At 72.3% G+C, this 24,358-nt stretch carries 22 protein-coding genes; 17 read left to right on the top strand and 5 right to left on the bottom strand.

Annotated elements, in window-relative coordinates:
* The first annotated feature begins 15 nt into the window (after positions 1-15).
* From JTN19_RS02700 to JTN19_RS02665, 8 genes are all read left to right on the top strand, one after another.
* Positions 16-1,422, top strand: coding sequence for a M16 family metallopeptidase (locus JTN19_RS02700; protein WP_206930212.1), 1,407 nt, complete (start codon positions 16-18; stop codon positions 1,420-1,422).
* Positions 1,422-2,702: a M16 family metallopeptidase gene (locus tag JTN19_RS02695; protein WP_206930210.1), complete on the top strand. Its 1,281-nt coding sequence runs from the start codon at positions 1,422-1,424 to the stop codon at positions 2,700-2,702. Before JTN19_RS02700 ends, JTN19_RS02695 begins: the two co-directional genes overlap by 1 nt.
* Positions 2,703-2,738: 36 nt before the next feature.
* Positions 2,739-4,373: a glucose-6-phosphate isomerase gene (gene pgi / locus JTN19_RS02690; protein ID WP_206930208.1), complete on the top strand. Its 1,635-nt coding sequence runs from the start codon at positions 2,739-2,741 to the stop codon at positions 4,371-4,373.
* Positions 4,370-6,064: a DNA mismatch repair endonuclease MutL gene (gene mutL, locus JTN19_RS02685; protein WP_206930206.1), complete on the top strand. Its 1,695-nt coding sequence runs from the start codon at positions 4,370-4,372 to the stop codon at positions 6,062-6,064. The genes pgi and mutL overlap by 4 nt, the downstream gene beginning before the upstream one ends.
* Positions 6,065-6,081: 17 nt before the next feature.
* Positions 6,082-6,744: a histidine phosphatase family protein gene (locus JTN19_RS02680; RefSeq protein ID WP_206930196.1), complete on the top strand. Its 663-nt coding sequence runs from the start codon at positions 6,082-6,084 to the stop codon at positions 6,742-6,744.
* 54 nt (positions 6,745-6,798) lie between these two features.
* Positions 6,799-7,851: a peptide chain release factor 1 gene (gene prfA / locus JTN19_RS02675; RefSeq protein ID WP_206930194.1), complete on the top strand. Its 1,053-nt coding sequence runs from the start codon at positions 6,799-6,801 to the stop codon at positions 7,849-7,851.
* Positions 7,851-8,723, top strand: coding sequence for a peptide chain release factor N(5)-glutamine methyltransferase (gene prmC, locus JTN19_RS02670; RefSeq protein WP_206930192.1), 873 nt, complete (start codon positions 7,851-7,853; stop codon positions 8,721-8,723). Before prfA ends, prmC begins: the two co-directional genes overlap by 1 nt.
* A 147-nt stretch (positions 8,724-8,870) precedes the next feature.
* Entirely contained in the window at positions 8,871-9,332 is a 462-nt protein-coding gene (locus JTN19_RS02665) for a DUF4167 domain-containing protein (protein ID WP_408901844.1), read from the top strand.
* Positions 9,333-9,431: 99 nt separating this feature from the next.
* Here JTN19_RS02665 and mltG read toward each other — a convergent pair whose 3' ends face one another.
* From mltG to JTN19_RS02650, 3 genes are all read right to left on the bottom strand, one after another.
* The gene (gene mltG / locus JTN19_RS02660; protein WP_206930188.1) at positions 9,432-10,400 is read right to left on the bottom strand and encodes an endolytic transglycosylase MltG; all 969 of its coding nucleotides are present in this window, start codon (positions 10,398-10,400) and stop codon (positions 9,432-9,434) included.
* Positions 10,401-10,461: 61 nt separating this feature from the next.
* Positions 10,462-11,745, bottom strand: coding sequence for a beta-ketoacyl-ACP synthase II (gene fabF, locus JTN19_RS02655; protein WP_340643266.1), 1,284 nt, complete (start codon positions 11,743-11,745; stop codon positions 10,462-10,464).
* A gap of 24 nt (positions 11,746-11,769) precedes the next feature.
* Complete coding sequence (locus tag JTN19_RS02650) at positions 11,770-12,012, bottom strand: acyl carrier protein (protein ID WP_184382379.1); 243 nt, start codon at positions 12,010-12,012, stop codon at positions 11,770-11,772.
* Between the two features lie 184 nt (positions 12,013-12,196).
* Between JTN19_RS02650 and JTN19_RS02645 the strand changes: the two genes are divergently transcribed.
* The gene (locus tag JTN19_RS02645; RefSeq protein WP_340643265.1) at positions 12,197-13,663 is read left to right on the top strand and encodes a cytochrome P450; all 1,467 of its coding nucleotides are present in this window, start codon (positions 12,197-12,199) and stop codon (positions 13,661-13,663) included.
* Here JTN19_RS02645 and JTN19_RS02640 read toward each other — a convergent pair.
* Positions 13,614-14,174 carry a hypothetical protein gene (locus JTN19_RS02640; protein WP_206930177.1) on the bottom strand — a complete coding sequence of 187 codons (561 nt, stop codon included), beginning with the start codon at positions 14,172-14,174 and terminating at the stop codon, positions 13,614-13,616. The genes JTN19_RS02645 and JTN19_RS02640 overlap by 50 nt on opposite strands.
* Before the next feature lie 195 nt (positions 14,175-14,369).
* On the opposite strand from JTN19_RS02640, the gene JTN19_RS02635 reads away from it, so the two are divergent.
* The 5 genes from JTN19_RS02635 (at position 14,370) to JTN19_RS02615 (ending at position 20,100) form a co-directional block, all read left to right on the top strand.
* A complete protein-coding gene (locus JTN19_RS02635) occupies positions 14,370-16,370 on the top strand; it encodes a hypothetical protein (protein WP_206930175.1) in 2,001 nt (666 codons plus the stop codon).
* A gap of 3 nt (positions 16,371-16,373) precedes the next feature.
* Positions 16,374-17,063, top strand: coding sequence for a glutathione S-transferase family protein (locus JTN19_RS02630; protein WP_206930173.1), 690 nt, complete (start codon positions 16,374-16,376; stop codon positions 17,061-17,063).
* Between the two features lie 114 nt (positions 17,064-17,177).
* A complete protein-coding gene (locus tag JTN19_RS02625) occupies positions 17,178-18,146 on the top strand; it encodes a Bug family tripartite tricarboxylate transporter substrate binding protein (RefSeq protein WP_206930171.1) in 969 nt (322 codons plus the stop codon).
* 7 nt (positions 18,147-18,153) lie between these two features.
* Positions 18,154-18,585, top strand: a complete 432-nt coding sequence (locus tag JTN19_RS02620; protein ID WP_206930169.1) for a tripartite tricarboxylate transporter TctB family protein — start codon at positions 18,154-18,156, stop codon at positions 18,583-18,585.
* Positions 18,586-18,603: 18 nt separating this feature from the next.
* Entirely contained in the window at positions 18,604-20,100 is a 1,497-nt protein-coding gene (locus tag JTN19_RS02615; protein WP_206930168.1) for a tripartite tricarboxylate transporter permease, read from the top strand.
* A gap of 108 nt (positions 20,101-20,208) precedes the next feature.
* On the opposite strand, the gene JTN19_RS02610 is transcribed toward JTN19_RS02615, so the two are convergent.
* A complete protein-coding gene (locus tag JTN19_RS02610; protein ID WP_206930157.1) occupies positions 20,209-20,979 on the bottom strand; it encodes an SDR family NAD(P)-dependent oxidoreductase in 771 nt (256 codons plus the stop codon).
* Between the two features lie 126 nt (positions 20,980-21,105).
* On the opposite strand from JTN19_RS02610, the gene JTN19_RS02605 reads away from it, so the two are divergent.
* From JTN19_RS02605 to JTN19_RS02595, 3 genes are all read left to right on the top strand, one after another.
* Positions 21,106-22,098, top strand: coding sequence for a TAXI family TRAP transporter solute-binding subunit (locus tag JTN19_RS02605; protein WP_206930155.1), 993 nt, complete (start codon positions 21,106-21,108; stop codon positions 22,096-22,098).
* 138 nt (positions 22,099-22,236) lie between these two features.
* Positions 22,237-23,469: a CaiB/BaiF CoA transferase family protein gene (locus tag JTN19_RS02600; protein ID WP_206930153.1), complete on the top strand. Its 1,233-nt coding sequence runs from the start codon at positions 22,237-22,239 to the stop codon at positions 23,467-23,469.
* Positions 23,466-24,305 (top strand): HpcH/HpaI aldolase/citrate lyase family protein, encoded by an 840-nt coding sequence (locus tag JTN19_RS02595; RefSeq protein ID WP_206930151.1) that lies wholly within the window; start codon positions 23,466-23,468, stop codon positions 24,303-24,305. Before JTN19_RS02600 ends, JTN19_RS02595 begins: the two co-directional genes overlap by 4 nt.
* The last annotated feature ends 53 nt before the right edge of the window (positions 24,306-24,358 follow it).

The raw sequence follows: 24,358 nt of genomic DNA, 5'->3' as shown, positions 1-24,358 counted from the left end.
CCCCACATGCGGCGGATGATCGCATTGACCCGCCGCACCGCGCTGAAGGGCGCCGCCGCCAGCCTGGCCCTGCCCGCCCTCGCCACCCCGCGCGAGGGGCTGGCCCAGGCGGCCACACCCCCGCTCCGCACCGCCCGCCGCGGGCCGGACCAGCCGCTCTTCGGCGCCGTGAGCTGGACGCTGGACAACGGGCTGCGGGTGGTGCTGGCCGAGAACCGCCGCGCGCCGGTGGCGGCCCATTACCTCTATGTGGCGGCCGGCTCCGGCGAGGACCCGGCGGGCAAGTCCGGCATCGCGCACTATCTCGAACACATGATGTTCAAGGGCAGCCCCAACGTGCCCTCCGGCGCCTTCAGCCGCGTGGTGGCGCGGGAGGGCGGGCAGGACAACGCCTTCACCAGCCGCGACATGACGGCCTATTTCCAGACGGTCGAGGCCTCGCGCCTGCCGCTGATGATGCGGCTGGAGGCGGACCGCCTCGCCGCCCCCCTCATGCCGCCCGATGAATACGAGGCCGAGCGGTCCGTGGTGCTGGAGGAACGGCGCCAGGTGGTCGAATCCAACCCCCGCAGCCGCTTCCGCGAGGAGTTCGACGCCACCCTGTGGGGCCCGCAGCATTGGCGCGGCCGCCCCATCATCGGCTGGGAGGATGAGATCCGCGCCATCACCCGGCAGGACATGATCGATTTCCACGCCCGCTTCTACGCGCCCTCCAACTGCACCCTGGTGGTGGCGGGCGATGTGCGCGAGGCCGATCTGCGCCGCTGGGCCGAGGAATTCTACGGCCCCGTCCCCTCCCGCCCCGAGGTCATCCGCGACCGCGCCGCCCCGCCCGAGGCGGCGGGCGAGGCACGCCTGATCCGCCGCGACCCGGGCGTGCGCGAACCCTCCTTCCTGCGCGCCTTCGCCGCCCCCTCCGCCACCTGGGGCGACCGCTCGCGGCATGACGCGCTGGACGTGCTGGCGCATCTGCTGGGCGGCGGCACCGGCTCGCGCATCCACAAGGCGCTGGTGGAGGAGGGGCTGGCCGTCGGCGCCGGCGCCTCCTATTCCGGCCAAGTGCTGGGGGTTGGCAGCTTCTTCCTCTATGCCACCCCCCGCCCGGGCGTGAGCACGGAGCGCATCGAGCAGGCGCTGAACACCGTGCTGTCCGAACTGCTGGATTCCGGCGCGACGGAGGCCGAGCTGCGCCGCTCCATCCGCCAGGAGACGGCCGGCGCCCTGCTGTCGCTGGATGGCTTGGGCGCCGCGCCGCGCATGCTGGGCGGCGCGCTGTCCATCGGCCTGCCCTTGGACGCCGTGGAGTTCTGGCCGCAACGCCTCGCCTCCGTCACCCTCGAACAGGTCAATGCCGCCGCGCGCCAGGTTCTCGGCGCGCCGGGGGCCAACATGGCCGGCTGGCTGCTGCCCGGAGACGCCTGATGTCCGAGACCCAGTTCGGCGTGACGCTGCCCGCGCGGCGCGGCTTCTCCGTGCCCATCCAGATCGTCGAGGCGGGCGGCGTCACCGCCTGGCTCGTCGAGGATCATTCGGTGCCCGTCGTCTCGGTCGCCTGGTCCTGGGCCGGCGGGCAGGCGCTGGAGCCCGAGGGGCGCGAGGGGCTGGCCGGCATGGCGGCCTCCTTGCTCACCGAGGGGGCGGGCGACCTGCGCGCCACCGAGTTCAGCGATGCGCTCTCCGATGAGGGGATCGGCCTCGGCTTCTCCGCCCGCGCCGATGTCTTCGAGGGTAGCTTCCGCACCCTGACCGACGCGCTGCCCCAGGCCGTGCCGCTGGCGCGGCTGGCCATGACCGCCCCGCGCCTCGACGAGGACGCCGTGGCCCGGGTGCGCGCCCGCGCCCTGCTGGCCGCGCGGCAGCAGACGGAAAGCCCCGGCGCCGTGGCGCGCCGCGCCTTCTGGGAGGCGGGTTTTCCCCGCTCCAGCCTCGGCCGGGCCGCCACGCCCGAGACCATCGGGACCATCACCACCGGTGACATCCGCACGGCGCTGGAAGCGCAGCTTCATCGCGGCGGCGTGCAGGTGGTGGCCGCCGGCGCGCTGGACGCGGCCGGGCTGCGTTCCGTGCTGGGTGAGCTGTTCGGCGCCCTGCCCCCCGGCACCCCGCCCGAACTCACGCCCCCCGGCCCCATGGAGATGTTCGGCAAGATGCTACGCCCCATGCCGGGCCCGCAGTCGCACATGGTCTTCGGCCAGGACGCCCTGCCCCCCACCGACCCGGACTGGGAGGCGAGCCAGGTGGCGCTGCGCATCCTGGCGGGCGGCGGCTTCAGTTCGCGCCTGATGCGGACCATCCGCGAGGAGCGCGGGCTGACCTATGGCATCGGCGCCGGGCTCTCCGTCGCCTTCGGGCAGGCGCTGGTGCAGGGCGTCGTCTCCACCGAGAACGCCCGGGCCAGCGAGGTCTGGCGCCTGGTGCGCGAGGGCTGGACGGAAATGGCGCAGGACGGCCCCACCGAGGAGGAGCTGCGCGACGCGGTCGCCTTCCTGGCCGGCTCCCTGCCGCTGCAATTCACCGACAGCCGGCGCACCGCCTCGCTTTTGCTGGGGCTGCGCCAGACCGGCCGCGCACCCGAATGGCTGGCCGGGCGGCCGGCGCGGCTGGCGGCGCTGACGCGCGAGGACGTGACGCGCGCGGGGCGGCGCTTCCTGCGCGCGAACACCCTGGCGCTGGCGGTGGCCGGGCAGCCGCAAGGGCTGTAACCTTCCCTCCGGCAAAGGATTTCAGGAGGGGCCAGGATGGCGGCAGCGGTGGGGGCGGCGATGGAAGCGGCATGGGCGAAGGTCGAGGCATTGGCGGCGGCGCCCGGGGCGGCCGCCATCCGCCCGCTCTTCGCGGCCGATCCGGACCGCTTCGCCCGCTTCCACCACAAGGGCGGCGGGCTGCTGCTGGACATCTCCAAGACCTCCGTCTCGGACGAGGTGCTGGCCGCGCTTCTGGACCTCGCCCGCGCGGCCGATGTGGCCGGGGGGCGCGACGCCATGGCCCGCGGCGAGCAGGTCAACAGCACCGAGCGCCGCGCCGCCCTGCACATGGCCCTGCGTGGCGACCTGCCGGGCGCGGGCGGCGAGGCGCACCGGGAGGCCGCCGAGGTGCTGGCGCGCATGGAGGCCTTCACGACCGCCATCCATCGCGGCGAAATCCGCGGCGCCACCAACCAGCGCTTCGACACGGTGCTGAACATCGGCATCGGCGGGTCCGACCTCGGGCCGGTCATGGTCGGGCGCGCCCTGTGGCGCGCGGGCGACCCGATGCGGCCCATCCACCTGGGCAATGTGGACGGGCATGGGTGGGAGACGGTGCTGCCCAGCCTCGACCCGCGCCGGACCCTGGTGCTGGTGGCCTCCAAGACCTTCACCACCCAGGAGACCATGGCCAATGCCCATCTGGTGAAGCGCTGGATGGAGGCGAGCGTGGGGCCGAACGGCGCGGCCTCGCATTTCGCGGCGCTGTCCACCAACCTGAAGGCCACGGCGGAATTCGGCATCGGCGAGGACCGGGTCTTCCCCTTCCGCGACTGGGTGGGGGGGCGGTTCTCGCTCTGGTCGGCCATCGGGCTGTCGCTCGCGCTGTCGCTGGGCTGGGACCGTTTCGCGGCCCTGCTGGAAGGGGCGCGGGCGATGGACCGGCATTTCCTCGACGCGCCACTGGAGAAGAACCTGCCCGTGCTGCTGGCGCTGGTGGAGGCCTGGCATGTGAACGGCCTCGGCCTGCACCGCCGCGCCGTGCTGCCCTATGACGAGCGCCTGCGCCGCCTGCCCGCGCACCTGCAGCAGCTGGAGATGGAAAGCCTCGGCAAGGGCGTGACCGTGGACGGCACCCCCGTGCCCCGCGCCACCGGCCCCGTGGTCTTCGGCGAGCCCGGCACCAATGCCCAGCACAGCTTCATGCAGCTGGTCCATCAGGGGCCGCGCCATGTGCCGGTGGACTTCATCCTGGTGGCCCGCCCCGACCACACCCATGCGGACAACCACAACATCCTGCTGGCCAACGGCCTGGCCCAGGCCGAGGCGCTGCTGATGGGCCGTGACGCGGAGGCCGTGCGCGCCGAGATGGAGGCCGCCGGCGTGGCGGAGGCCGAGATCGCGCGCCTGCTGCCACACCGCGTCTTCCAGGGCGACCGGCCTTCCAACACCATCCTCATGCCCCGCATGGACGAGGCGGCGCTGGGGGCCTTGATCGCCCTCTATGAGCACAAGGTCTTCGTGCTCGGCGCGCTCTGGGGCATCAACCCCTTCGACCAATGGGGGGTGGAGCTGGGCAAGGTGATGGCCACGCCCATCGCGCGGGAGTTGGAGACGGGCGAGGTCGGCGCGCATGATTCCAGCACGGCCGGGCTGCTGGCCGAGTTGCTGAAACTGGGCGGGGGATGATCCGCCTCCTCCCCGACGCGACCGCCAACCGCATCGCCGCCGGCGAGGTGGTGGAGCGCCCCGCCGCCGTGGTGAAGGAGCTGGTGGAGAACGCGCTGGATGCCGGCGCCCGCCACATCCGCGTGGAGCTGGAGGAAGGCGGCATCGGCCGCGTGCTGGTCGAGGATGACGGGCATGGCATGTCGCCCGAGGATCTGGAGCTGTGCGTGGAGCGCCACGCCACCTCCAAGCTGCCCGAGGAAGCGACCCTCTTCGCCATCGGCACGCTGGGCTTCCGGGGCGAGGCGCTGCCCTCCATCGGCGCGGTGGCGCGGCTTTCCATCACCACCTGCCCGCGCGATGGCGCGGCCCACCGCATCACCGTCGAGGGCGGGCGCAAGGGGCTGGTGCAACCGGCCTCCGGCGCGCCGGGCACGCGCGTCGAGGTGACGGACCTCTTCTTCGCCACGCCCGCCCGGCGGAAGTTCCTGCGTTCCGCCCGCAGCGAAGGCGATGCGGCCATGGATGCGCTGCGGCGCCTGGCCCTCGCCTGGCCGCAGGTGGGCTTCGAGGCCAGCCTGGATGGGCGACGCGTCCTGAACCTGGCACCTGCCCCCCGCGAGGCGCGGGTCGAGGCCCTGCTGGGCCCCGAATTCGCCGCAGCCGCGCGGCCGGTGGAGGGGCCGGGCATCACGGGCCTGGCCGGCGGGCCGGCCTTCACCCGCGCCACCTCGGCCGAGCAGCATTTCGTGGTGAATGGCCGCCCGGTGAAAGACCCCATGCTGCGGATGGCGCTGCGCGCCGCCTATCGCGACGTGACGGCGCCGGGGCGGCACCCGGTGGCGGCCCTTTTCCTGGAGGTGCCGCCCGCCGAGGTGGATGTGAACGTCCACCCCATGAAGACCGAACTGCGCTTTCGCGATTCCAACGGGGTGCGGGGCGCGGTGATCTCGGCGCTGCGGCGCGCATTGGGGCAAGGGGTCGTGGGCACGTCGCTCGGCTATGCGGGCCCGTCAGGGCTGCGCTTTTCCACGCCCCCGCCGCCGCTGACCGGCTTCGCGGAGGCCCGCCTGCCGCTCGCCTTCGCCCCGCCCGTGCCGGTCGAGGCCGCTCCCCCCGAACCCGTGCCGCAGGACCACCCGCTCGGCCGCGCCGTGGCGCAGATGATGGACACCTACATCCTGGCGGAAGCGCCCGATGGCGCGCTGATCCTGGTGGACCAGCACGCCGCCCATGAGCGCCTCACCCACGAACGCCTCAACGCCGAATTGCTGGAAGGCGGCGTCCGCAGCCAGCCCCTGCTGATCCCCGCCGTGGTGGAACTGCCCGGCGCGGCGCGGCTGGTGGAGGCGGCGCCCGACCTCGCGCGCCTGGGCTTGGAGGTGGAAGGCTTCGGCCAGGGCGCCGTTCTGGTCCGCGCCCTGCCCGCCCTGCTCGGCACCGCCGACCCCGCGCCCATGCTGCGCGACCTGTCGGAAGAACTGGCCGAGGGCGGCGAGGGCCAGGCGCTGGCCCTGCGCCTTGATGCCGCGGTGGCGCGGCTCGCCTGCCATGGCTCGGTGCGCGCCGGGCGCCGCCTGACGCCGGCCGAGATGGATGCGCTGCTGCGCGCCATGGAGCGCACGCCGCGCGCCGCCACCTGCAGCCATGGCCGCCCCACCTATCTGCGCCTGGGCGCGGGGGAGATGGCGCGCTTGTTCGGGCGGGGGTGAATCCTATCTCATTGTCCATGTTGCACCGCCGCACTGTTCTCGCCCTGCCCCTGCTGGCCACGCCCGCGGCGGCCCAGCACGCCTTCCTCCCCACGCCCGAGGCCCTGTCCTTGCTGCGGGCGGGCGGGCTGAACCTTTACATCCGCCACGCCATCACCGACCGCACCCAGCGCGACACCGGCCGGCGCGGGGACCGCGCGGGGCAGCGCAACCTCAGCGAGGCCGGGCGGCAGCAGGCGCGGCGCCTGGGCGAGGCCTTTCGCGCCCTGAACATCCCCGTGGCCGAGGTGCTGACCAGCGAGGTCTTCCGCGCCGCCGACACGGCCGAACTCGCCTTCGGCCAGGCGCGGGTGGAACGCGACCTGATCGCGGACGACTACACGCCAGGCAGCGCCACCGACGATGCCCGCGCCGTCTCGCGCCGGCTGGCGCAGCCGGTAGGGCAGATCGCACATGGCGGAAATCCGCCATTGCGTGAATCTGCCCGGAATGAAACGGCCGGCGGGAACCGCGTCATGGTCGGGCATATCGTGCCGCTGGGCATGATCCTGGGGCGCGGCCTGGCGCAGGGGGAATTCCCGGAGGGCTCCATGGGCCTCTTCCGCCCGCGCGGCGCCGACTGGGAATTCCTGGGCTTCGTGACGGCGGAGCAGCTGATCGCGGCCGCGGGGTCGCGCTGAAGGCGCGCGGCGAGAGGCTTGCGCTGACGCGCCGCGTGGGGCATCGCCCCTGCCATGCCTCTCCCTGAAAGCCTCGACCGCCTGATGACGCGCGCCGCCGAACTCCGCGCGGAGCTGGAGACCGCCGACGGGTCGCAATTCGGCGCCCTGTCCAAGGAGCTCTCCACGCTGGAGCCGCTGGTCGAGAAGGTGGCCGAATACCGCGCCCTGGAAAACGCCCAGGCCGAGGCGGAATCCCTCCTCTCCGACCCCGAGATGCGCGAGCTGGCCGAGGCCGAATACCACGACGCCAAGGCCCGCCTGCCTTTGCTGGAACGCGAAATCCGCCTGATGCTGCTGCCGAAGGACGCGGCGGATGAGCGCAGCGCCATCCTCGAAATCCGCCCCGCCGCGGGCGGCGACGAGGCGGGGCTTTTCGCGGGCGAGCTGTTCCGCGCCTACCAGAAATACGCCGAAACCCGCGGCTGGCGCTTTTCCGTGCTCGACTACGACGAGAACGAGCTGGGCGGCGTGAAGGGCGCCACCGCCGAGATCGAGGGCCAGGGCGTCTTCGCGCGCCTCAAATTCGAAAGCGGCGTCCACCGCGTCCAGCGCGTGCCGGCCACCGAGACGCAGGGGCGCATCCACACCTCCACCATCACCGTCGCCGTCCTGCCCGAGGCGGAGGAGGTGGATGTGAAGGTCGAGGACAAGGATTTGCGGATTGACACCTACCGCGCCTCCGGCGCCGGCGGGCAGCATGTGAACAAGACGGACAGCGCGGTGCGCATCACGCATCTCCCCACCGGCATCGTGGTCGCGATGCAGGAGGAGAAGTCCCAGCACAAGAACCGCGCCAAGGCCATGAAGGTGCTGCGCGCGCGCATCTTCGACGCGCAGCGCCAGGCCGCGGACTCCGCCCGCGCCGCCGACCGCCGCAGCCAGGTCGGCACCGGCGACCGCAGCGAGCGCATCCGCACCTACAATTTCCCGCAGGGCCGCGTGACGGACCACCGCATCGGCCTGACGCTGCACAAGGTGGACCGGGTGATGATGGGCGAGTTCGACGACATCTTCGACGCCCTCATCAGCGAGGACGAGGCCCAACGCCTGGCCGCCGAGGCCTGATGCCCAGCGTGGGCGCCCTGCTCTGCCAGGGCGGGGCGGCGCTGCGCGCGGCGGGCATCGAGAATGCCCGGATGGAGGCGCGCTGGCTGCTGGCCCATGCGCTGGACGCCACGCCCGAGGCGCTGCTGCGCGACCCGCGCGCGGAAGTGTCCCCGGACGCCGCCGCCCGTTTCGAGGCAACCCTGGCCCGCCGCGCGGCGCGGGAACCCCTGGCCTTCATCACCGGCCGCGCCGGCTTCTGGACGCTGGAGCTGGAAGTCGCCCCGCACACCCTGATCCCCCGCGCCGACACCGAGACGCTGGTGGAGGCGGTGCTGGCGCGCGGCGTGGCGCCCCGCCGGGTGCTGGACCTCGGCACCGGCACGGGGGCCTTGCTGCTGGCCGTGCTTTCCGAATTCCCGGCGGCCACCGGCGTCGGCGTGGACCTGAAGCCCGAGGCCGCGGCGCTGGCCGCGCGCAACGCGGCGCGGCTGGGGCTTTCGCCCCGCGCCGCCTTCCTGGCGGGGGATTGGGGGACGGCGCTCGACGCCCGCTTCGACCTGGTGCTGTCCAATCCACCCTATATCGCGGCCGGCGATATCCCGGCGCTGATGCCCGAGGTGGCGGAACATGAGCCGGCCTCAGCGCTGGATGGCGGGGCGGATGGGCTGGACGCCTACCGCGCCCTCGCCACCGCCCTGCCAAGCCTCCTGGCCCCGGGCGGGGCGGCCGTGCTGGAGCTTGGCCAGGGCCAGGCCGAGCCCGTGGGCGCGCTGGCCCAGGCCGCCGGGCTGTCGGTTGCAGGGCTGCGCGCCGATCTTTCGGGCATTCCGCGCGCAATCCTTCTGGAATCGGGGCAGAAAGCCATTGGCGGCGGCGCGGACAGGGGCTAAGGTTGGAATGTCCACAGGGGCCGGAAGGCCGGTGGACAACGCTCGGGCCCGCGGGGCCTCGGTGAAGTGCAGCGAATGGCGCGACCGGCCCGTCCGGCCCGCCTTCATGAGACAGCAAAAGCACAGCAGCGGATGAACATGAAGCGCATGCGCCGTGGCCATCGCCATGGCGGCGGTGGCGGCGGTGGCGGTCAGTTCCGGCACACGGGCGGCGGCAACAGCGGGAACCAGCCCCTCAATCGGAATCACGTCTTCGATTCCAGCGGGCCTGATGTCCGGCTTCGCGGCACCGCCCAGCAACTCTTCGAGAAATACCTCCAGCTCGGCCGGGACGCGACCAGCGCCGGCGACCGGGTGGCGGCCGAGGGCTATTTCCAGCACGCGGAACACTATTTCCGCATCCTGGGCGCCATGGCCGCGGCGCAGCAGCAGCCCCCGCCGCAGGAACGCCGCCAGCGCGAGGCCCCCGATTCCTCCCCCCAGGAGGGCGAGGGCGAAGGCCAGGACGGCACCCATCCGCTGGAGGCCGAGCTGGCCGGCGAGGCGGAAGCCCTGCCCATGCCGCAATCCCGCCGGGCGGCGCCCCAGCAGGAAGAACAGCCGGGCTGAAGGGTGGGGGCATCGCGCCCCCTTCGCCTTTCGGCGGGCCTTACGGCGCCCGGCGCAGCGCGCCCTTATTGCGCTCTGCGCAGCGCGCGCCAGCACACCCTATTGCGCTCTGCGCAGCGCGCGCCAGCGCGCGACATTCCTGTTGTGTTCCTCCAGCGTGCGGCCGAAGGCGTGGCCGCCCGTGCCATCCGCCACGAAATAGAGGTAGTCCGTCGTCTCCGGCTGGGTGGCGGCGCGCAGCGATTCGCGGCCCGGCGAGGCGATGGGCCCCGGCGGCAGGCCACGGATGCGGTAGGTGTTGAAGGGGTGGTCCTCGTTCAGGTCCGCCCGCGTCAACGCGCGGTCCAGCGGCATCCCCTGCCCCGCCCCATAGGCCACGGTCGGGTCCGATTGCAGCATCATCCCGCGCCGCAGCCGGTTGATGAAGACGCCGCCGACCAGGCCGCGTTCCCCCGCCACACCCGTCTCGCGCTCGATGATGGAGGCCAGGATCACCGCCTCGCGCGGGGAGGCCAGGGGCAGGTTGGGCGCGCGGGCGGCCCAGGCCTCCTCCACCGCCTGTTCCATGGCGGCGGTGGCGCGGCGCACGAGGGAGGCACGGCTGTCGCCCAGGGTGAAGGCATAGGTCTCCGGCAACAGGGCGCCTTCCGCGATGGGCGGCGTCTCGCCGGTCAGGCCTTCCATGTCGTCAATGAGTTGGGTGATCTGCCGCGCCGTCAGCCCCTCGGCGATGGTCAGGCGCCGCTGCACGGGCCTTCCCTCACGCAGCACGGTCAGCACCTGGCGGATGGAGGCGCGGGCGGGGAAGGCGAATTCGGCGGCGCGCAGCGGGCCTTCATTGCGCGTCAGAACGGCCGCGGCGGTGAAGAGGCGGGCGTCGGAAATCACCCCGCGCTCGGCCAAAGTGTCGGCGATGGCCCCGGTGCCCCCGCGCGGGATCACCACCTGGGCGGGTTCGGCCAGCGGGCCGGGCGCATCCACCTCGCGCCAGGCCATGAAGGCCAGGATGCCCGCCAGCACCGCCAGCGCGAGCACAAGCGATCCCAACAGGCGCAGCACGCGCAACATCAGAAGTTGACCGTCAGGGGAAAGCCCGGGCGCCGCCGCGAGGGGCGCCCGGAAGCCCGCGTCAAGGCGCCGCCCGGAACACCACCGAGGCGTTGGTGCCGCCAAAGCCGAAGCTGTTGGACAGCGCCACCTCGATCTTGCGTTCCTGCGCGGTCTTGGCCACCCGGTCGATCGGCGAGGGGCGCGAGGGCTCCTCCAGGTTCAGCGTGGGGGGCGCCACATTGTCGCGGATGGCGAGGATGGAGAAGATCGCCTCCACCGCGCCCGCGGCCCCCAGCAGATGCCCCGTGGCCGACTTGGTGGAGGACATGGCGAGGCCCTTGGCCGCGTCACCCCAGAGGCGCTCCACGGCCGAAAGCTCGATGTCGTCGCCCATGGGCGTCGAGGTGCCGTGGGCGTTCACATACTGCACCTGCTCGGGCGTGATGCCGGCCGAGGCCAGCGCCGCCTTCATGGCGCGGTAGCCGCCCTCGCCATCCTCGGTGGGGGAAGTGATGTGATAGGCGTCGCCGCTCATGCCGTAGCCGATGACCTCGGCGTAGATCTTCGCGCCGCGTGCCTTGGCGTGCTCGTATTCCTCGAGCACGACCACGCCCGCGCCCTCGCCCATCACGAAGCCGTCGCGGCCCTTGTCCCAGGGGCGGGAGGCCTCGGCCGGCGTGTCGTTGTAGCCGGTGGAGAGCGCACGCGCGGCGCAGAAGCCGCCGATGCCCAATTCGCAGATGGCGGCCTCGGCGCCGCCGGCCACCATCACATCGGCATCGCCCAGCGCGATGAGGCGCGCGGCGTCACCGATGGCGTGCACGCCGGTGGCGCAGGCCGTCACGGCCGAATGGTTCGGGCCCTTGAAACCGTAGCGGATGGAAACCTGCCCGGAGGCGAGGTTCACCAGCGCGGAGGGAATGAAGAAGGGCGAGAGGCGCCGGGACTTGCCCGCGGCGACCAAGCCGCCCGCCTCCTGGATCACCTCCAGGCCGCCGATGCCGGAGCCGATCATCACGCCGGTGGCGCAACGACCCGCTTCATCCTCGGGGGCCCAGCCGCTGTCCTCGATGGCCTCGGCCGCCGCCACCCAGGCAAGCTGGATGAAGCGGCCCATCTTCTTCTGTTCCTTGACGGGGATCCATTCGTTGAGGTCCAGGCCGCCCTCGGCGCGGGTTCCGGGGGGAACCTGGCCCGCGATCTTGGCCGGCAGGTCCTTCACGTCGAAGGACTGGATGGCGGAGATGCCGCTTTCGCCATTGACCAGCCGGCGCCAGAAGCGCTCCACCCCGAGCCCGAGCGGGCCCGTGATTCCCATGCCGGTGACAACGACGCGCCGCGGCGCGAATCCTGGCGCAAACACGTTATGAAACCCCGTGGAGAAGGCTCAGGCCGCGGCCTGCTGCTTCTCGATGAACTCGATCGCGTCCTTGACGGTCTGGATCTTCTCGGCCGCGTCGTCGGGAATCTCCACGCCGAAGGCTTCCTCGAAGGCCATCACCAGCTCGACCGTGTCGAGGCTGTCCGCGCCCAGGTCGTCAATGAAGGACGCCTCGGGGGTCACCTTGGCCTCTTCGACGCCCAGGTGCTCGACCACGATCTTCTTCACCTTTTCGGCGGTCTCACTCATCGCGAAAATCTCCTGCTGCCGCGGGCCCGACATCCGGGCCGGCTTCCCCCCGAGTCTTGCCCAGGCGGGTTATCATGAAAGGATGCGGGCCACTAGGCCGCTCAGGCGACCCTGACAAGCCTGGGATATGGCATTTTCACCAGGGGGAAGCAGCGCGGGGGGTGTTCACATCGCGTTTCCCCATGTGACGCCTCACCATAAGAGCCCCTGGGGGGCCATCCTCCTGGACATCGCGCCCGGGGGTGGTCTACCGCCTGGGTTCCTTCCCCTGGTCCGAGGCCGCCGCCTGAGCATTTCCCTCCCCCCGGCCGAGCCCTACCTCCCGCCCCGCCCCTCCCGGCACCGCGGGCGGCTGCCCATCTGGCGGCTCTTCCTGATCGCGCGGCGCAACCTGCTGGGCGTCTGGAGCGAGCAGTTCTTCGACCAGTCGCACATCCGGATGAAGGTGCTCAGCCGCAACATCTTCGTCTTCAACATGCCGCCGGCCATCCAGTCGGTCATGATCGGCCAGCCGGAGGTGTTCGAGCGCAAGTCGCCCCAGATGCGCCACGCCCTCGAACCCCTGCTGGGCGACGGGCTGCTGATCTCGGACGGGCTGGTGTGGAAGGAAAGGCGGCGGGTGGTGCAATCCGTCACCCACCCCTCGCGCATGGCGAGCCTGACCCCCGTGATGACGGCGGTCGCCGTTGAAACCCGCGACGCCTGGGCCGCCCTGCCGGCGGGCGCCGAGCTGGACATGCTGGAGGAGATGGGCCGCTTCACCGCCGAGGTGATCGGCCGCACCATCTTCGGCACGGCCGTGGGCCGCCGCGCGACCGCGACGGTGGTCGAGGCCTTCGCGCGCTACCAGGCGCGGATTTCCAACACCGACCTCACCTCCGTCATCGGCCTGCCGGACTGGACGCCCCGGCTGAACGGGCTGCTGCGGCGGGGCGAGGTGCGGCGCATCCATCGCGTGGTGGACGGGCTGATCGAGGAGGTGCTGAACGCCGCCGGGGGTGAACTCTCGCTGGTGGCCGGCATGGCCTCCCACCCCGGCATGACGCGCGAAGCCTTCCGCAACGAGGCCATCACCATCTTCATGGCCGGGCACGAGACCACGGCCAACCTCATGGCCTGGGTGTGGTTCCTGCTCTCCCAGGCGCCCTGGGCCGAGGCCGCGCTGCACGAGGAGTTGGACCGGGTGCTGGGCGGCCGCGCCCCGGGCTTCGAGGACCTGCCGAACCTCCCCTACACCCGCGCGGTGGTGGAGGAGACGCTGCGCCTCTACCCGCCCATCCCGCTGCTGGCGCGCGAGGCGAACGCCGACACGGAGGTGACGGGCGTTCCCGTGCCCAAGGGCAGCATCGTCATCGTGGCGCCCTGGGTGGTGCACCGCCACCGCGCCTATTGGAGCGAGCCCGACGCCTTCCGGCCCGAGCGCTTCCTGCCCGGGGCGCCGCCGCCCGCGCGCTTCACCTACCTGCCCTTGGCGCTGGGGCCGCGCATCTGCACCGGGCAGCATTTCGGGCTCTACGAGGCGATGATCGCGGTGGCGACCCTGGCGCAGCATTTCCGCCCGCGCCTGCGCCCCGGCCATGTGGCCGAGGCCGTCAGCCGCCTCAGCCTGCGACCGGGGGAGACGCTGCCCATGCGGCTGGAGCGGCGCTGACGCGCGCATCATCCCGGCGCCAGGCGGCGGGCCAGCCGGCCAGTTCACCCACCTGCTCGCCGGCGGCGAAGAGGGTCAGGGGGGCCTCCGACAGGTCCACCTGGCAGCGCAGCGCCAGGGGGCTGCCCGCACGGGTGGCGGCATAGGGGAAAAGCGGGTCGCGGGTGCGCGTCCAGAGGATGGGGCTGGCCTCGCATTCGGCCAGCGTCCGGGCGCGCCAGCGCCGCACCAGCGCCTCGAAGGTCGTCCGGTCCAGTTCCTGCGCCTCGAGCAGCCCTTCGCGAAAGCGGTTCTGCAGGGCGTAGCTGGGGCGGAAGGCACCGGTGGCGGGGTCCAGCGCCAGCAAGGCGGCTTCCCCGTTCGCGCGGCGCACCTGCATCATCGGCCGGCCCATCGGGGCGAAATACCGGTCGGCGGGGCGTGCGGCCCCGCTGGCCTGGGAAAGCCCCTGCCAAAGCCGACCCGCTGCGACCCCCTCCGCTGCGTTGCTGTCCGCTGCGACGCTGTCCATGGCGTTCCCTCTAAACTTATATGAAAATTATGCGTAGGGCGCTCAATCCTCAATTAAAAAAGATGGCGCCGGTGTGACAGAGGGAAAACGCGCGTCACGGCCGGCCGGTTGCGGCGGGTGGCCGGGGGCGGGCCGGCGTGGTCAGATGCCGCGGCGGCCGCCCTGGCGCCGCGCATGCACATGGAGGCCAAGCCCATGATTCGCCGCAGTTTGCTGCCTGCCCTCCTGCTTATTGTCGGCACGCCGGCCCTGGCGACGGAGCTGCCGGTGCGGGGGGTGATGCTCTCCTCCGCGGGCCTCGCGCAGATCATGCGGGGCGGCATGGTCGCGCCCGATGCCGGCGCCGTGACCTTCCGCGTGCCGCTGGCCGATGTGGACGACATCCTGCGCTCGCTCGTGATCGCGGACCCGGCGGGGCGCGTCGAGGGCGTGCGCCTGCCCGCCCAGGACCTCGCCGCCGAGGCCTTCCGGGGCCTGCCGCTGCGCCCGCACGATTTCGACAGCCGCGCGGCGCTGTTCAACGCGCTGCGCGGGCAGGAGGTGGCGGTCGGCGCCATCGAGGGGCGCATCGCGGAAGCGGGCGAGCATGAGGGCCGCCTGCGCCTGACGCTGCTGACCGCGACGGGCCTGCGCGCGCTGATGCTCGACCCCGCCGACGAGGTGCAGCTGCGCGATGCCGGCCTGGCCGCGCGCCTGGCCCGCGCCGCCGCCGCGCTGGCCGAGACGCGCACCGCCGACACGCGCACCGTCACGGTCGCGCTGCGCGCGGGCGCCAATGCCCCGCGCGAGATTGCCGCGGCCTATGTGGCCGGTGCGCCGCTGTGGAAGCCCTCCTGGCGGATCACCGTGCCGGGCTTCGGCGAGACGGGTGCCGAGGCGCGGCTGATGGGCTGGGCGGTGGTGGAGAACCACACGGGCGCGGACTGGTCGGGCATCCGGCTCTCGCTGGTGTCGAGCGAGGCGGCGGCCTTCCGCCAGGCCCTCTACACCCCCGTGCTGCTGCCGCGAATCGAGCTGCCCATCGAGGGCAGCGGCCAGGTGGAGGTGCGCCCGGACACGGGGGGCCGCCCGCGGCCCACGCCTCCGCCGGCCCCCTTGGCCCGCGCCTTCGCCCTGCCCGCGCCCGCCGCCGCGCCGGTGGCGGAGGCCGCGCCCGCCGCCCCGCCCGTGGCCGCCGAAGCCTCGCTTGGCCGGGTGGCCTTCGTGCTGGTGGACCCCGTGACCATCCAGGCGGGCGAGACGGCGAACGTCCCCTTCCTCGACATGCGCCTGCCGGCCGAGCGGCTGTGGTGGGTGCAGGACCTCGCCGCGCGCCACCCGCTCCAGGCGCTGCGCCTTCGCAACGCGGCGGACCACCCGCTGCCGCCCGGCCTCGCCACCATCTATGGCAGCCAGGGCGCCGAGACGGATGGTTTCCTGGGTGACGCGCAATTGCCCGGCATGCCGGCGGGCGCCACCCGGCTGCTGGCCTTCGGGCGCGACCAGGGCGTGCAGATCGGCGCGGCGCGCGACGACCGCACCGACCCCACCGGCGTCACCTTCCGCCGCGGCGCCGTGCTGGTGGCGCAGCGCGCCGTGCACCGGCTGCGGCTGGCGGTGGATGGCGGCGCCCAGCGTGGCACGCTGGTGCTGGACCTGCCGCGCCGCGCGCGCGAGACGCCGCAATTCCAGCCCGTCGCCGAGGGCGATTTCGGCCTGCGCGTGGAGGTGACGCTGGAGGGCGCCGCCGCCGAGCACAATTTCGAGTGGGAACGCCGGACGACGCGCACCATCCCCCTCTGGGATCCCGCCCTGCCCGAGCCCCTGCCGCCCATCTGGCGCGACCTGGCGCTGGACCGCGACACCGCCCGCCTGCCCGGCGGCACCGACCGCCTGGCCGCGCTGCGCGAGGTGCTGGAACGCCTGCCCGCCGGCGCCGACGGCCGCGCCGGGCTGGAAGGCCTCATCACCGCCTATGCCGAGGCGCTGCGGCTGATGGACGCCTTCCGCGCCGCCGCCCGCGACCACGCCGCCGCCGAAGCCGCCCTGCTGCGCGCCCGCCGCGCGGCGGAGGATCGCACGGGCGCCGAACGCGAACAGGCGCGGGTGGCGCTGAACGCCGCCTCGCTGGCGGCGGAGCGCAGCGGCCGCGCGGCCGACGCCGCCTGGACCACCTGGCGCGCGGCGGCGCAGCGCGTCGTGGCCTGGGAGGGCTGAGCCATGGCGCGGCAGCTCTACGAACTCTGCGGCACCGACCCCGCCCGCGTCTTCAGCCCTTTCTGCTGGCGCAGCCGTTTCGCGCTGGCGCACAAGGGGCTCGACTTCGAGAGCATCCCCTGGCGCTTCACCGAGACGGAGCGCCTTGCCTTCGCGAAGCATGACAAGGTGCCGGTGCTGGTGGATGGCGAGCGCGTGGTGCCGGATTCCTTCGCCATCGCGCGCCATCTCGACGAGGCCTATCCGGAACTTCCCAGCCTGATGCACGGGCGCGCCCACGCCTATCGCTTCATCCAGTCCTGGACCGGGACGGTGTTCCACGCGGCGCTGATCCGGCTGATCGTCTCGGACGTGCCGCCGCTGCTCGACGAACCGGCGCGGAGCTACTTCATCGCCAGCCGGGAAAAGCGCTTCGGCATGAAGCTCGCGGAGGTGACGCGCGACCGTGAGGCGCGGTTGCCGGAATTCCGCGCCATGCTCGCGCCATTGCGCGACACCGTCACGGCGCAGCCCTATCTCGGCGGCGACGCGCCCGACTACGCGGACCATGTGGTGATGGGCGCCTTCATGTGGGCGCGCGGCGCCAGCCCGCTGCGCCTGCTGACGGAGGATGATCCCGTCTGGTCCTGGCGCGAGCGCATGCTGGACGCCTATGGCGGCCTCGCCCGCGCCACGCCCAGCGCCGAGGCGTGAGGCCCCGTTCACGTTGACCGCGCCTCATCCCGTGTTACCGTGCGCCGACACAGGGGGAGGCGGGCGCCGGCGGGCGTCTGTGTCCATGAAACAGAACAGAACGGGAGCCACGCCATGACGCGCCTTCACCGACGCAGCCTGTTGTCCGCCACCGCCATGGGCGTGCTCGCCACGCCGGCCATTGCCCAGGGATGGCCCTCGCGTCCCATCGAGATGCTGATCGGCTTCGCGGCGGGCGGCGGCACGGACATCCTGGCCCGCACCCTGGCGCCCTTCATGGAAAAGCACCTGGGCGGCGGCGCGCGCATCGGCGTGGTGAACCGTCCGGGACCGGGCGGCGAGATCGGCTTCACGCAGCTGGCCCAGGCGCGGCCCGACGGCCACACCATCGGCATGCTGAACGCGCCCGCCTTCATCACCATCCCGCATGAGCGGCGCACGCGCTACACCTTCGAGAGCTTCGAGTTCATCGCGAACCTCGTCTCCGACCCGGCCTCGATCAACGTCCACCCGTCCAGCGAATTCCAGACCATTGACCAGCTGGTGGCCTGGGCGAAGGCCAACCCCGGCCGCATGACCATCGGCATGCAGGGCACGGGCTCCGCCATGCACCTGGCCACGCTGGCCTTCATGCGGAAGGTGGACATGCGCGCCACGCTGGTGCCCTTCCCCGGCACCGCGCCCAACCGCACCGCGCTGCTGGGCCGGCACATCATGGCCAGCACCTTCGGCATCGGCGAGGCGGCGCCCTTCGTGAAGGAAGGGCAGATCCGCAACCTCGGCTTCATGGCCGCCAGCCGCTGGGATGAGCTGCCGGACGCCAAGACGATGCGCGAGCAGGGCATTGACGTGGTCGCGGGCTCGGACCGTGGCCTCGCCGCGCCCGCCGGCACGCCACCCGAGATCATCGAACGCCTGTCCCGCGCCGTGACGGCGACGCTCGCCGACCCGGAATTCCAGGTGAAGGCGCGCGAACAGCTGCTCTTCCTCGCCCCCATGCCGCGCGCGGAATACCGCACCTACCTCACCGGGCTGAACGAGGAGATCGGGCGACTCTGGCGCGAGGACCCCTGGCGCCGCTGATCCCGCCATGGCCCTGCACCGCGACAGCATCGCCGCCCTCTTCATCCTGCTGCTGGTGGCGGGGGGCTGGTACGATTTGCAAGGGGTGGCGACCGACGCCGCCATGTTCCCGCGCCTCATCCTGGGCGCCATGGGCATCCTGGCCGTGCTGATGTTCACGGCCGGGCTGCGGCGCGCGGCGCCGGAGGCGCGCTTCGTCGAGCATGCCCGCAACCTGGCCATCACGGTCGGGCTGACGGCCCTCTACGTCCTCGCGGTGGAGCCGGTGGGGTATTTCCCCGCGACCTTCGTCTTCGTGGCGGTGCTGGCCTTCGCATTGGGCCTGCGGCGGCCGCTGCTGGTGCTGGCGGCGAGTGCGGCCTTCACCGGCGCGGTGTGGCTGGTCTTCGTGGCCGCCTTCAGCCGGCGCCTGCCGCCCGGCCTGTTCCTCGACAACTGACCGGACGGAAAACGCGCCATGTGGGATGGGCTGCTCCACGCGATCCCGGGCGTCTTCGCCTGGCAGAACGTATTGGCCATGGTGGTGGGCACCATCGGCGGCATCGTCATCGGCGCGCTGCCGGGGCTTTCGGCCACCATGGGCATCGCGGTGCTGATCCCGCTGACCTTCGGCATGGAGCCGCTGGTGGCGCTGGGCATGATGGCGGGCATCTACAATGGCGCGATGTATGGCGGCGCCATCCCGGCCGTGCTGCTGCGCATCCCGGGCACGCCGGCCGCCGTCTGCACCACGCTGGACGGCTACCCCATGGCGCAGCGGGGCGATGCGGCGCGGGCGCTGCAGATCTCCTGCCTGTCCTCGGCGGTGGGGGGCATGGCGTCGGCGATCGCGCTGATCGCGCTCGCGCCGCCGCTCGTGCAGGTCACGCTGCTGTTCGGCCCGGCGGAGTATTTCTGGGTGGCGGTGTTCGGCCTGTGCAGCGTCTCGGTGCTGCTGGGCAAGGACCCGGTGAAGGGCCTCATCGCCGCCTGCTTCGGCCTGCTGCTGGGCACGGTGGGCATTGACGGCGTCTCGGGCCATGAACGCTTCACCTTCGACGACATGAACCTGGCCGGCGGGCTGCATGTGGTGGTGGTGCTGACGGGGCTCTACGCCCTGCCGCCCATCTTCATGCTGGCCGAGGAAGCCGCGCGCCGAAGCGCCAATGAGGGCATGGCGGTGCTGCGGGCCTCGGTGGGCCTGTTCCATGGCTGGACGAAGTTCATCAAGACCTGGATCCGTTCCTCGCTGATCGGCATCGTCATCGGCATCCTGCCGGGCGCCGGCGGCTCGCTGGCCGCCTTCCTCAGCTACAATGAGGAGAAGCGCGCCTCGAAGGACCCCGACAGCTTCGGCCAGGGCAATGAGAACGGCGTGGCGGCGGCCGAATGCGGCAACAATGCCGACAATGCGGCGGCGCTGATCCCCGCGCTCACGCTCGGCATTCCGGGCAGCGCGGTCACGGCCATCATCCTGGGAGGGCTGCTGATCCATGGCTTGCAGCCTGGCCCCGCGCTGTTCCGCGACCATGGCGACGTGGTCTATGGCTTCATGATCCAGATGCTGATCACCAGCGTGCTGATCATCTTCTTCGGCGGCGTGGTGGCCAGCCGGCTCTTCGCCAATGTGCTGCGCATTCCCTCCGCGCTGCTGGCGCCCTGCGTGCTGGGGCTTTGCGTGGTGGGCGTCTACAGCGTGCAGGACAGCATGTTCGACGTGTACCTGATGTTCGGCTTCGGCCTGATCGGCTACGCGATGGACCGGCTGCGCTTCCCGCTGGCGCCGGTGGTGCTGGGCGTGGTGCTGGGCGGCATGGCGGAGAGCAACCTGCGCCTGGCGCTGATCATCGCGCAGGGGGACTACATCCAGCTCGTCTCCTCGGTGGTGTCGCAGATCGTGATCGCGATGATCCTGGTGGTGCTGGCCGTGCCGCTGATCCGCGCGCGGCTGGCGAAGAAGGTGGGGCTGGGTTGAAGGACGCGCGGCCGATTCACGCCCCCGCCGTGCCGGCGCTGGCGATCGGACGCGGGGCTGCGCGGCCGATTCACGCCCCCGCCGTGCCGGCGCTGGCGATCGGACGCGTCAGTAGGCCATCCAGCCCCCATCCACCATCAGGTTGTGGCCGGTGATGTAGGTGGCCTCGTCGCTCGCCAGGAACAGCGCGGCTGAGGCCACGTCGTCCGGCCGGCCCAGCCGCGGCCAGGGCGTTCGCATGTGCGAGTATTCCAGGCTGTCCGGCGCGTCGCCCAGGGGCTTGCCGGTCAGGATGCGGCCCGGCGCCACCGCGTTGCAGATGATGTGGTCCGCCGCGTAGTCCACCGCCACTTGGCGCGTGAGATAGACCACCGCCGCCTTGCCCGTGCCATAGGCGATGTCGGCCGGTGCGGCCACCATGCCGTGCTGCGAGGAGATGTTCACGATGCGCCCCCGCGCCTCGCCCCGCACGGGCTGCGCGAGGAATTGCTGCACCGCGCGCTTGCAGCCGAGGAAGACGCCCTTCGCGTTCACGGCCATCACGCGGTCCCATTCGGCCTCGTCCACGTCGAGCAGCTTGCCGCCACGCCCGCCGATGGCGGCGTTGTTCACCATCACGTCCAGCCGGCCGAATTCCGCCACCGTGGCCGTGACCAGCGCGTCCACATCAGCCCAGCTTGCCATGTCGCAGCGGTGGAAGCGCGCGGTGCCGCCCGCGGCCTCGATCAGCGCGCGCGTGGCCTCGCCGCCCTCGCGCACCGTCTCCGTCACATCGGCGATGACGACCACGGCGCCCTCGGCCGCGAAGCGCCGCGCGATGGCGCGGCCGATGCCCGAGGCGCCGCCCGTCACGATCGCCACCCTGTCCCTGAGACGCATCCCCGCTTCCTCGCGCATTGATCTGGCCCGGCCATCCGTGGTTAACCCGAAGGGTCGCCACGAATGAGGCACGGCGCCGCGCGGACTGACACGCGGCGCGATCATGTCACGGGAGGTTATAGAAACATGCAACGTCGCATCCTGCTGGCCGGCACCGCGCTCGGCCTCGCCGCGCCCGCCCTGATGGGCCGGGCCTTCGCCCAGCCCCGCGATCCGTCCTGGCCCCGCGCCATCAACATGGGCACCGCCGCCCCCGGCGGCACCTACGCGCTGTATGGGCCCGCCTGGGGCGGCCTGGCGCAGGAAGCCACGGGCGTGAACATCTCCTACCGCACCACGCAGGGCCCGAACCAGAACATCATCCTGGTGCAGCGCCGCGAAGTGGAAGTCGGCATGGTCACCATGGGTGTCGCGCTCCAGGCCTGGAACGGCTCGGCGCCCTGGACGCAGGGCAACCGCTTCCGCGACATCCGCGCGCTGTTCCCCATGTATGACACGCCCTTCCACGGCATCACGCTGAAGCGCAGCGGGCTGACGAACATGGCCGCGCTGGCGGGCAAGAACGTCGGCGTGGGCCCGCGCGGCGGCACGCCCGGCACCTATTTCCCGCTGATGTTCGAGGCGCTGAACATCCGCCCCGCCGCCATCCGCTTCGGCTCGGGCAGCGACATGTCGGGCCAGCTGCAGGACGGGCTGCTCGATGCGTTCCTCTTCGCCTCCGGCGTGCCCATCCCCGCCTTCTCCGAGGCGGAGACGCAGGGCGAGGTGAACTTCATCGACTTCACCGCCGCCGAGACGCGCACCCTGACCGAACGCTTCCCCGAGCTGACGGCCAGCACGCTGCCCGCCAACACCTACCGCACGGCCGGCCGCGCGCTGAACGTGGTGGGCATGTTCAACTTCGCCATCGCGCATCACAGCCTGCCCGAGACGCTGGCCTATGAGATGACGAAGGCGGTGCTGAGCCAGAATGCGCGGCTGCGCCAGGCCGTCGCGGCGGGTTCGGAGACGCTGGCCGAGAACGCCAGCAAGAACACCTTCCTGCCCTACCACCCCGGTGCCGCGCGCTACCTGCGCGAGGTGGGCCAGAACATCCCCGACAACCTCGTCGGCGCCTGAGGTGCAAGGCGCCTGATCCGCGGAGGCGGCATCGCCGAAGCGGTGAATCAGTCGCTGAAACGCTCCCGGGGCGGGTCGCATTGACCCGTCCCGGGGCAGCCCATAGCGTCGCCCCCAGGTTCGAGGGAGGCGAAGCGAATGCTCACGCGGCGGGAATTCGACGCGGATGCGCGCGGCGCGCTGGACGGCGTGCGGGTCGTGGACCTCTCGCGCCTCGTCGCCGGCAACATGCTCACCAAGGTGCTGGCGGACCACGGCGCCGAGGTCATCAAGGTCGAACCGCCCGCGGGTGATTCCCTGCGCGCCTGGAAGGTCGGCGGCATCGAGACCTCCTGGAAGACCTGGTGCCGCAACAAGCGCAGCCTCTGCCTCGACCTGCGCCAGCCGGATGCCATCGCCGTCGTGAAGCGCCTCGTGGAAGGGGCCGCCATGCTGGTGGAAAGCTTCCGCCCCGGCGTGCTGGAGGAGATGGGGCTGAGCCCGGCCACGCTGCACGCCATCAACCCGCGCCTGGTCATCGCGCGCATCTCGGGCTGGGGGCAGACGGGGCCCTTCGCGCACAAGCCGGGCTTCGGCACGCTGGTCGAGGGCTATTCGGGCTTCGCGGCGCTGAACGGCTTCGAGGACCGCGAACCCGTGCTGCCGCCCATGTTCATGGCCGATGCCTATGCGGGGCTGTATGGCGCGGCCACCGCCATGATCGCGCTGCGCCACGCCGAAGTGACCGGCCAAGGCCAGGTGATGGACCTCTCCCTCTTCGAGCCGATCTTCACGGTGCTGGAGCCGCAGATGGCCAACCACCGCATCACCGGAAAGGTGAAGCCGCGCACCGGCAGCCGCAGCACCAACACCGCGCCGCGCAACGCCTATCGCACGAAGGATGGCGGCTGGGTGGGGCTCTCCAGCTCCACCCAGGCCATGTTCGTGAAGCTCATGCGCAGCATCGGCCGGCCTGAGCTGGTGGAGGACCCGCGCTTCCGCACCAACGCCGACCGCGTGCGGAACCTGGACGAGATTGACGGCGTGGTGCGCGACGCCATCGCGCGGTTGACGATGGAAGAGGCCCTGGCGCAGTTCGACCGCGACGGCGTGACCATCGGCCCCATCATGGACGTGGCCGGCCTCGCGCGGGACCATTACGTCGCGGGCCGCGAGGCGCTGATCGAACTGCCGGACGAAGAGATGCCCGGCGGCTGGCTGCCCACGTCGGGCGAGACGGCGCGGCTTTCCGCCACCCCCGGCATCCAGCGCAACGCCGCGCCCACGCTCGGCCAGGACAATGACGCGCTGCTGGCACCGCTGCTGGGCGAGGCCGAACTCGCCCGGCTGCGCGCGGCCGGCGTGGTGCTCGACGGAGGACGCAATCCATGAACCGCATCTGGCGTTCCATGCTCTATGTGCCGGCGAATGTGCCGCGCTTCGTGGCGAAGTCAGCCACTTCCGGCGCCGATGCCGTGCTGCTGGATTTGGAGGACAGCGTGCCCCCCGACCGCAAGGCGGAGGCCCGCGCCGCCCTGGCCGAGGCGGTGCCCACCGCGCGCGGCGGCGGCGCCGATGTGCTGGTGCGCGTGAACCGCCCGCTGGCACTCGCGGTTGGCGACATCGAGGCCGCCATCGCGGCGGGCGCCGATGGAATCCTGCTCACCAAGGCGCTGGGCCCGGACCATGTGCAGCTGGCGGCCGAAATGCTGGCCGCCGCACCCCGCCCCATGCGCATGATCGTGATGATCGAGACCGCCGCCGCCCTGCCCCGCATGGCGGAGATGGCGCGCGCCTCACCGCTGGTCGCGGGCCTGCTGATCGGCGCCGAGGACCTGGCCGCCGAGATCGGCGCGGCGCCGGATGACGAGATCGTGGCACTCGCCAAGCGGCAGATGGTGCTGGCCGCCGTCGCGGCGGGTGTCGCGCCGCTCGGCACGCTCGGCACCGTGGCCGACTATCGCGACGGGGAGAAGCTGCGTGCCCTGGTCGCGCGGTCCCGCCGCGCGGGGCTGGTGGGGGCGAGCTGCATCCACCCCACGGTCGTGCCCATCCTGAACGAGGGCTTCTCGCCCAGTGCCGCGGAGGTGGACCTCGCGCGGCGGCAGCTCGCGGCCGCCGAGGAAGCCGCGCGCGAGGGCCGCGGCTCCTTCGTCGTGGATGGCATGATGGTGGACGAACCCATCCTGATCCGCGCGCGGCGCACGCTGGCACTCGCGGGCGGCTGACGGGGCGCGGGTTGCGCCCTGGGCCTCCCGGTTCCAAACTGCGCCTCGACCAG

The organism is Roseococcus thiosulfatophilus (genome assembly GCF_017311575.1).
Taxonomy (GTDB): Bacteria; Pseudomonadota; Alphaproteobacteria; order Acetobacterales; family Acetobacteraceae; genus Roseococcus; species Roseococcus thiosulfatophilus.
The sequence above is the reverse complement of the archived record's forward strand: the minus strand, read 5'-3'. Positions and strand labels throughout refer to the sequence as shown.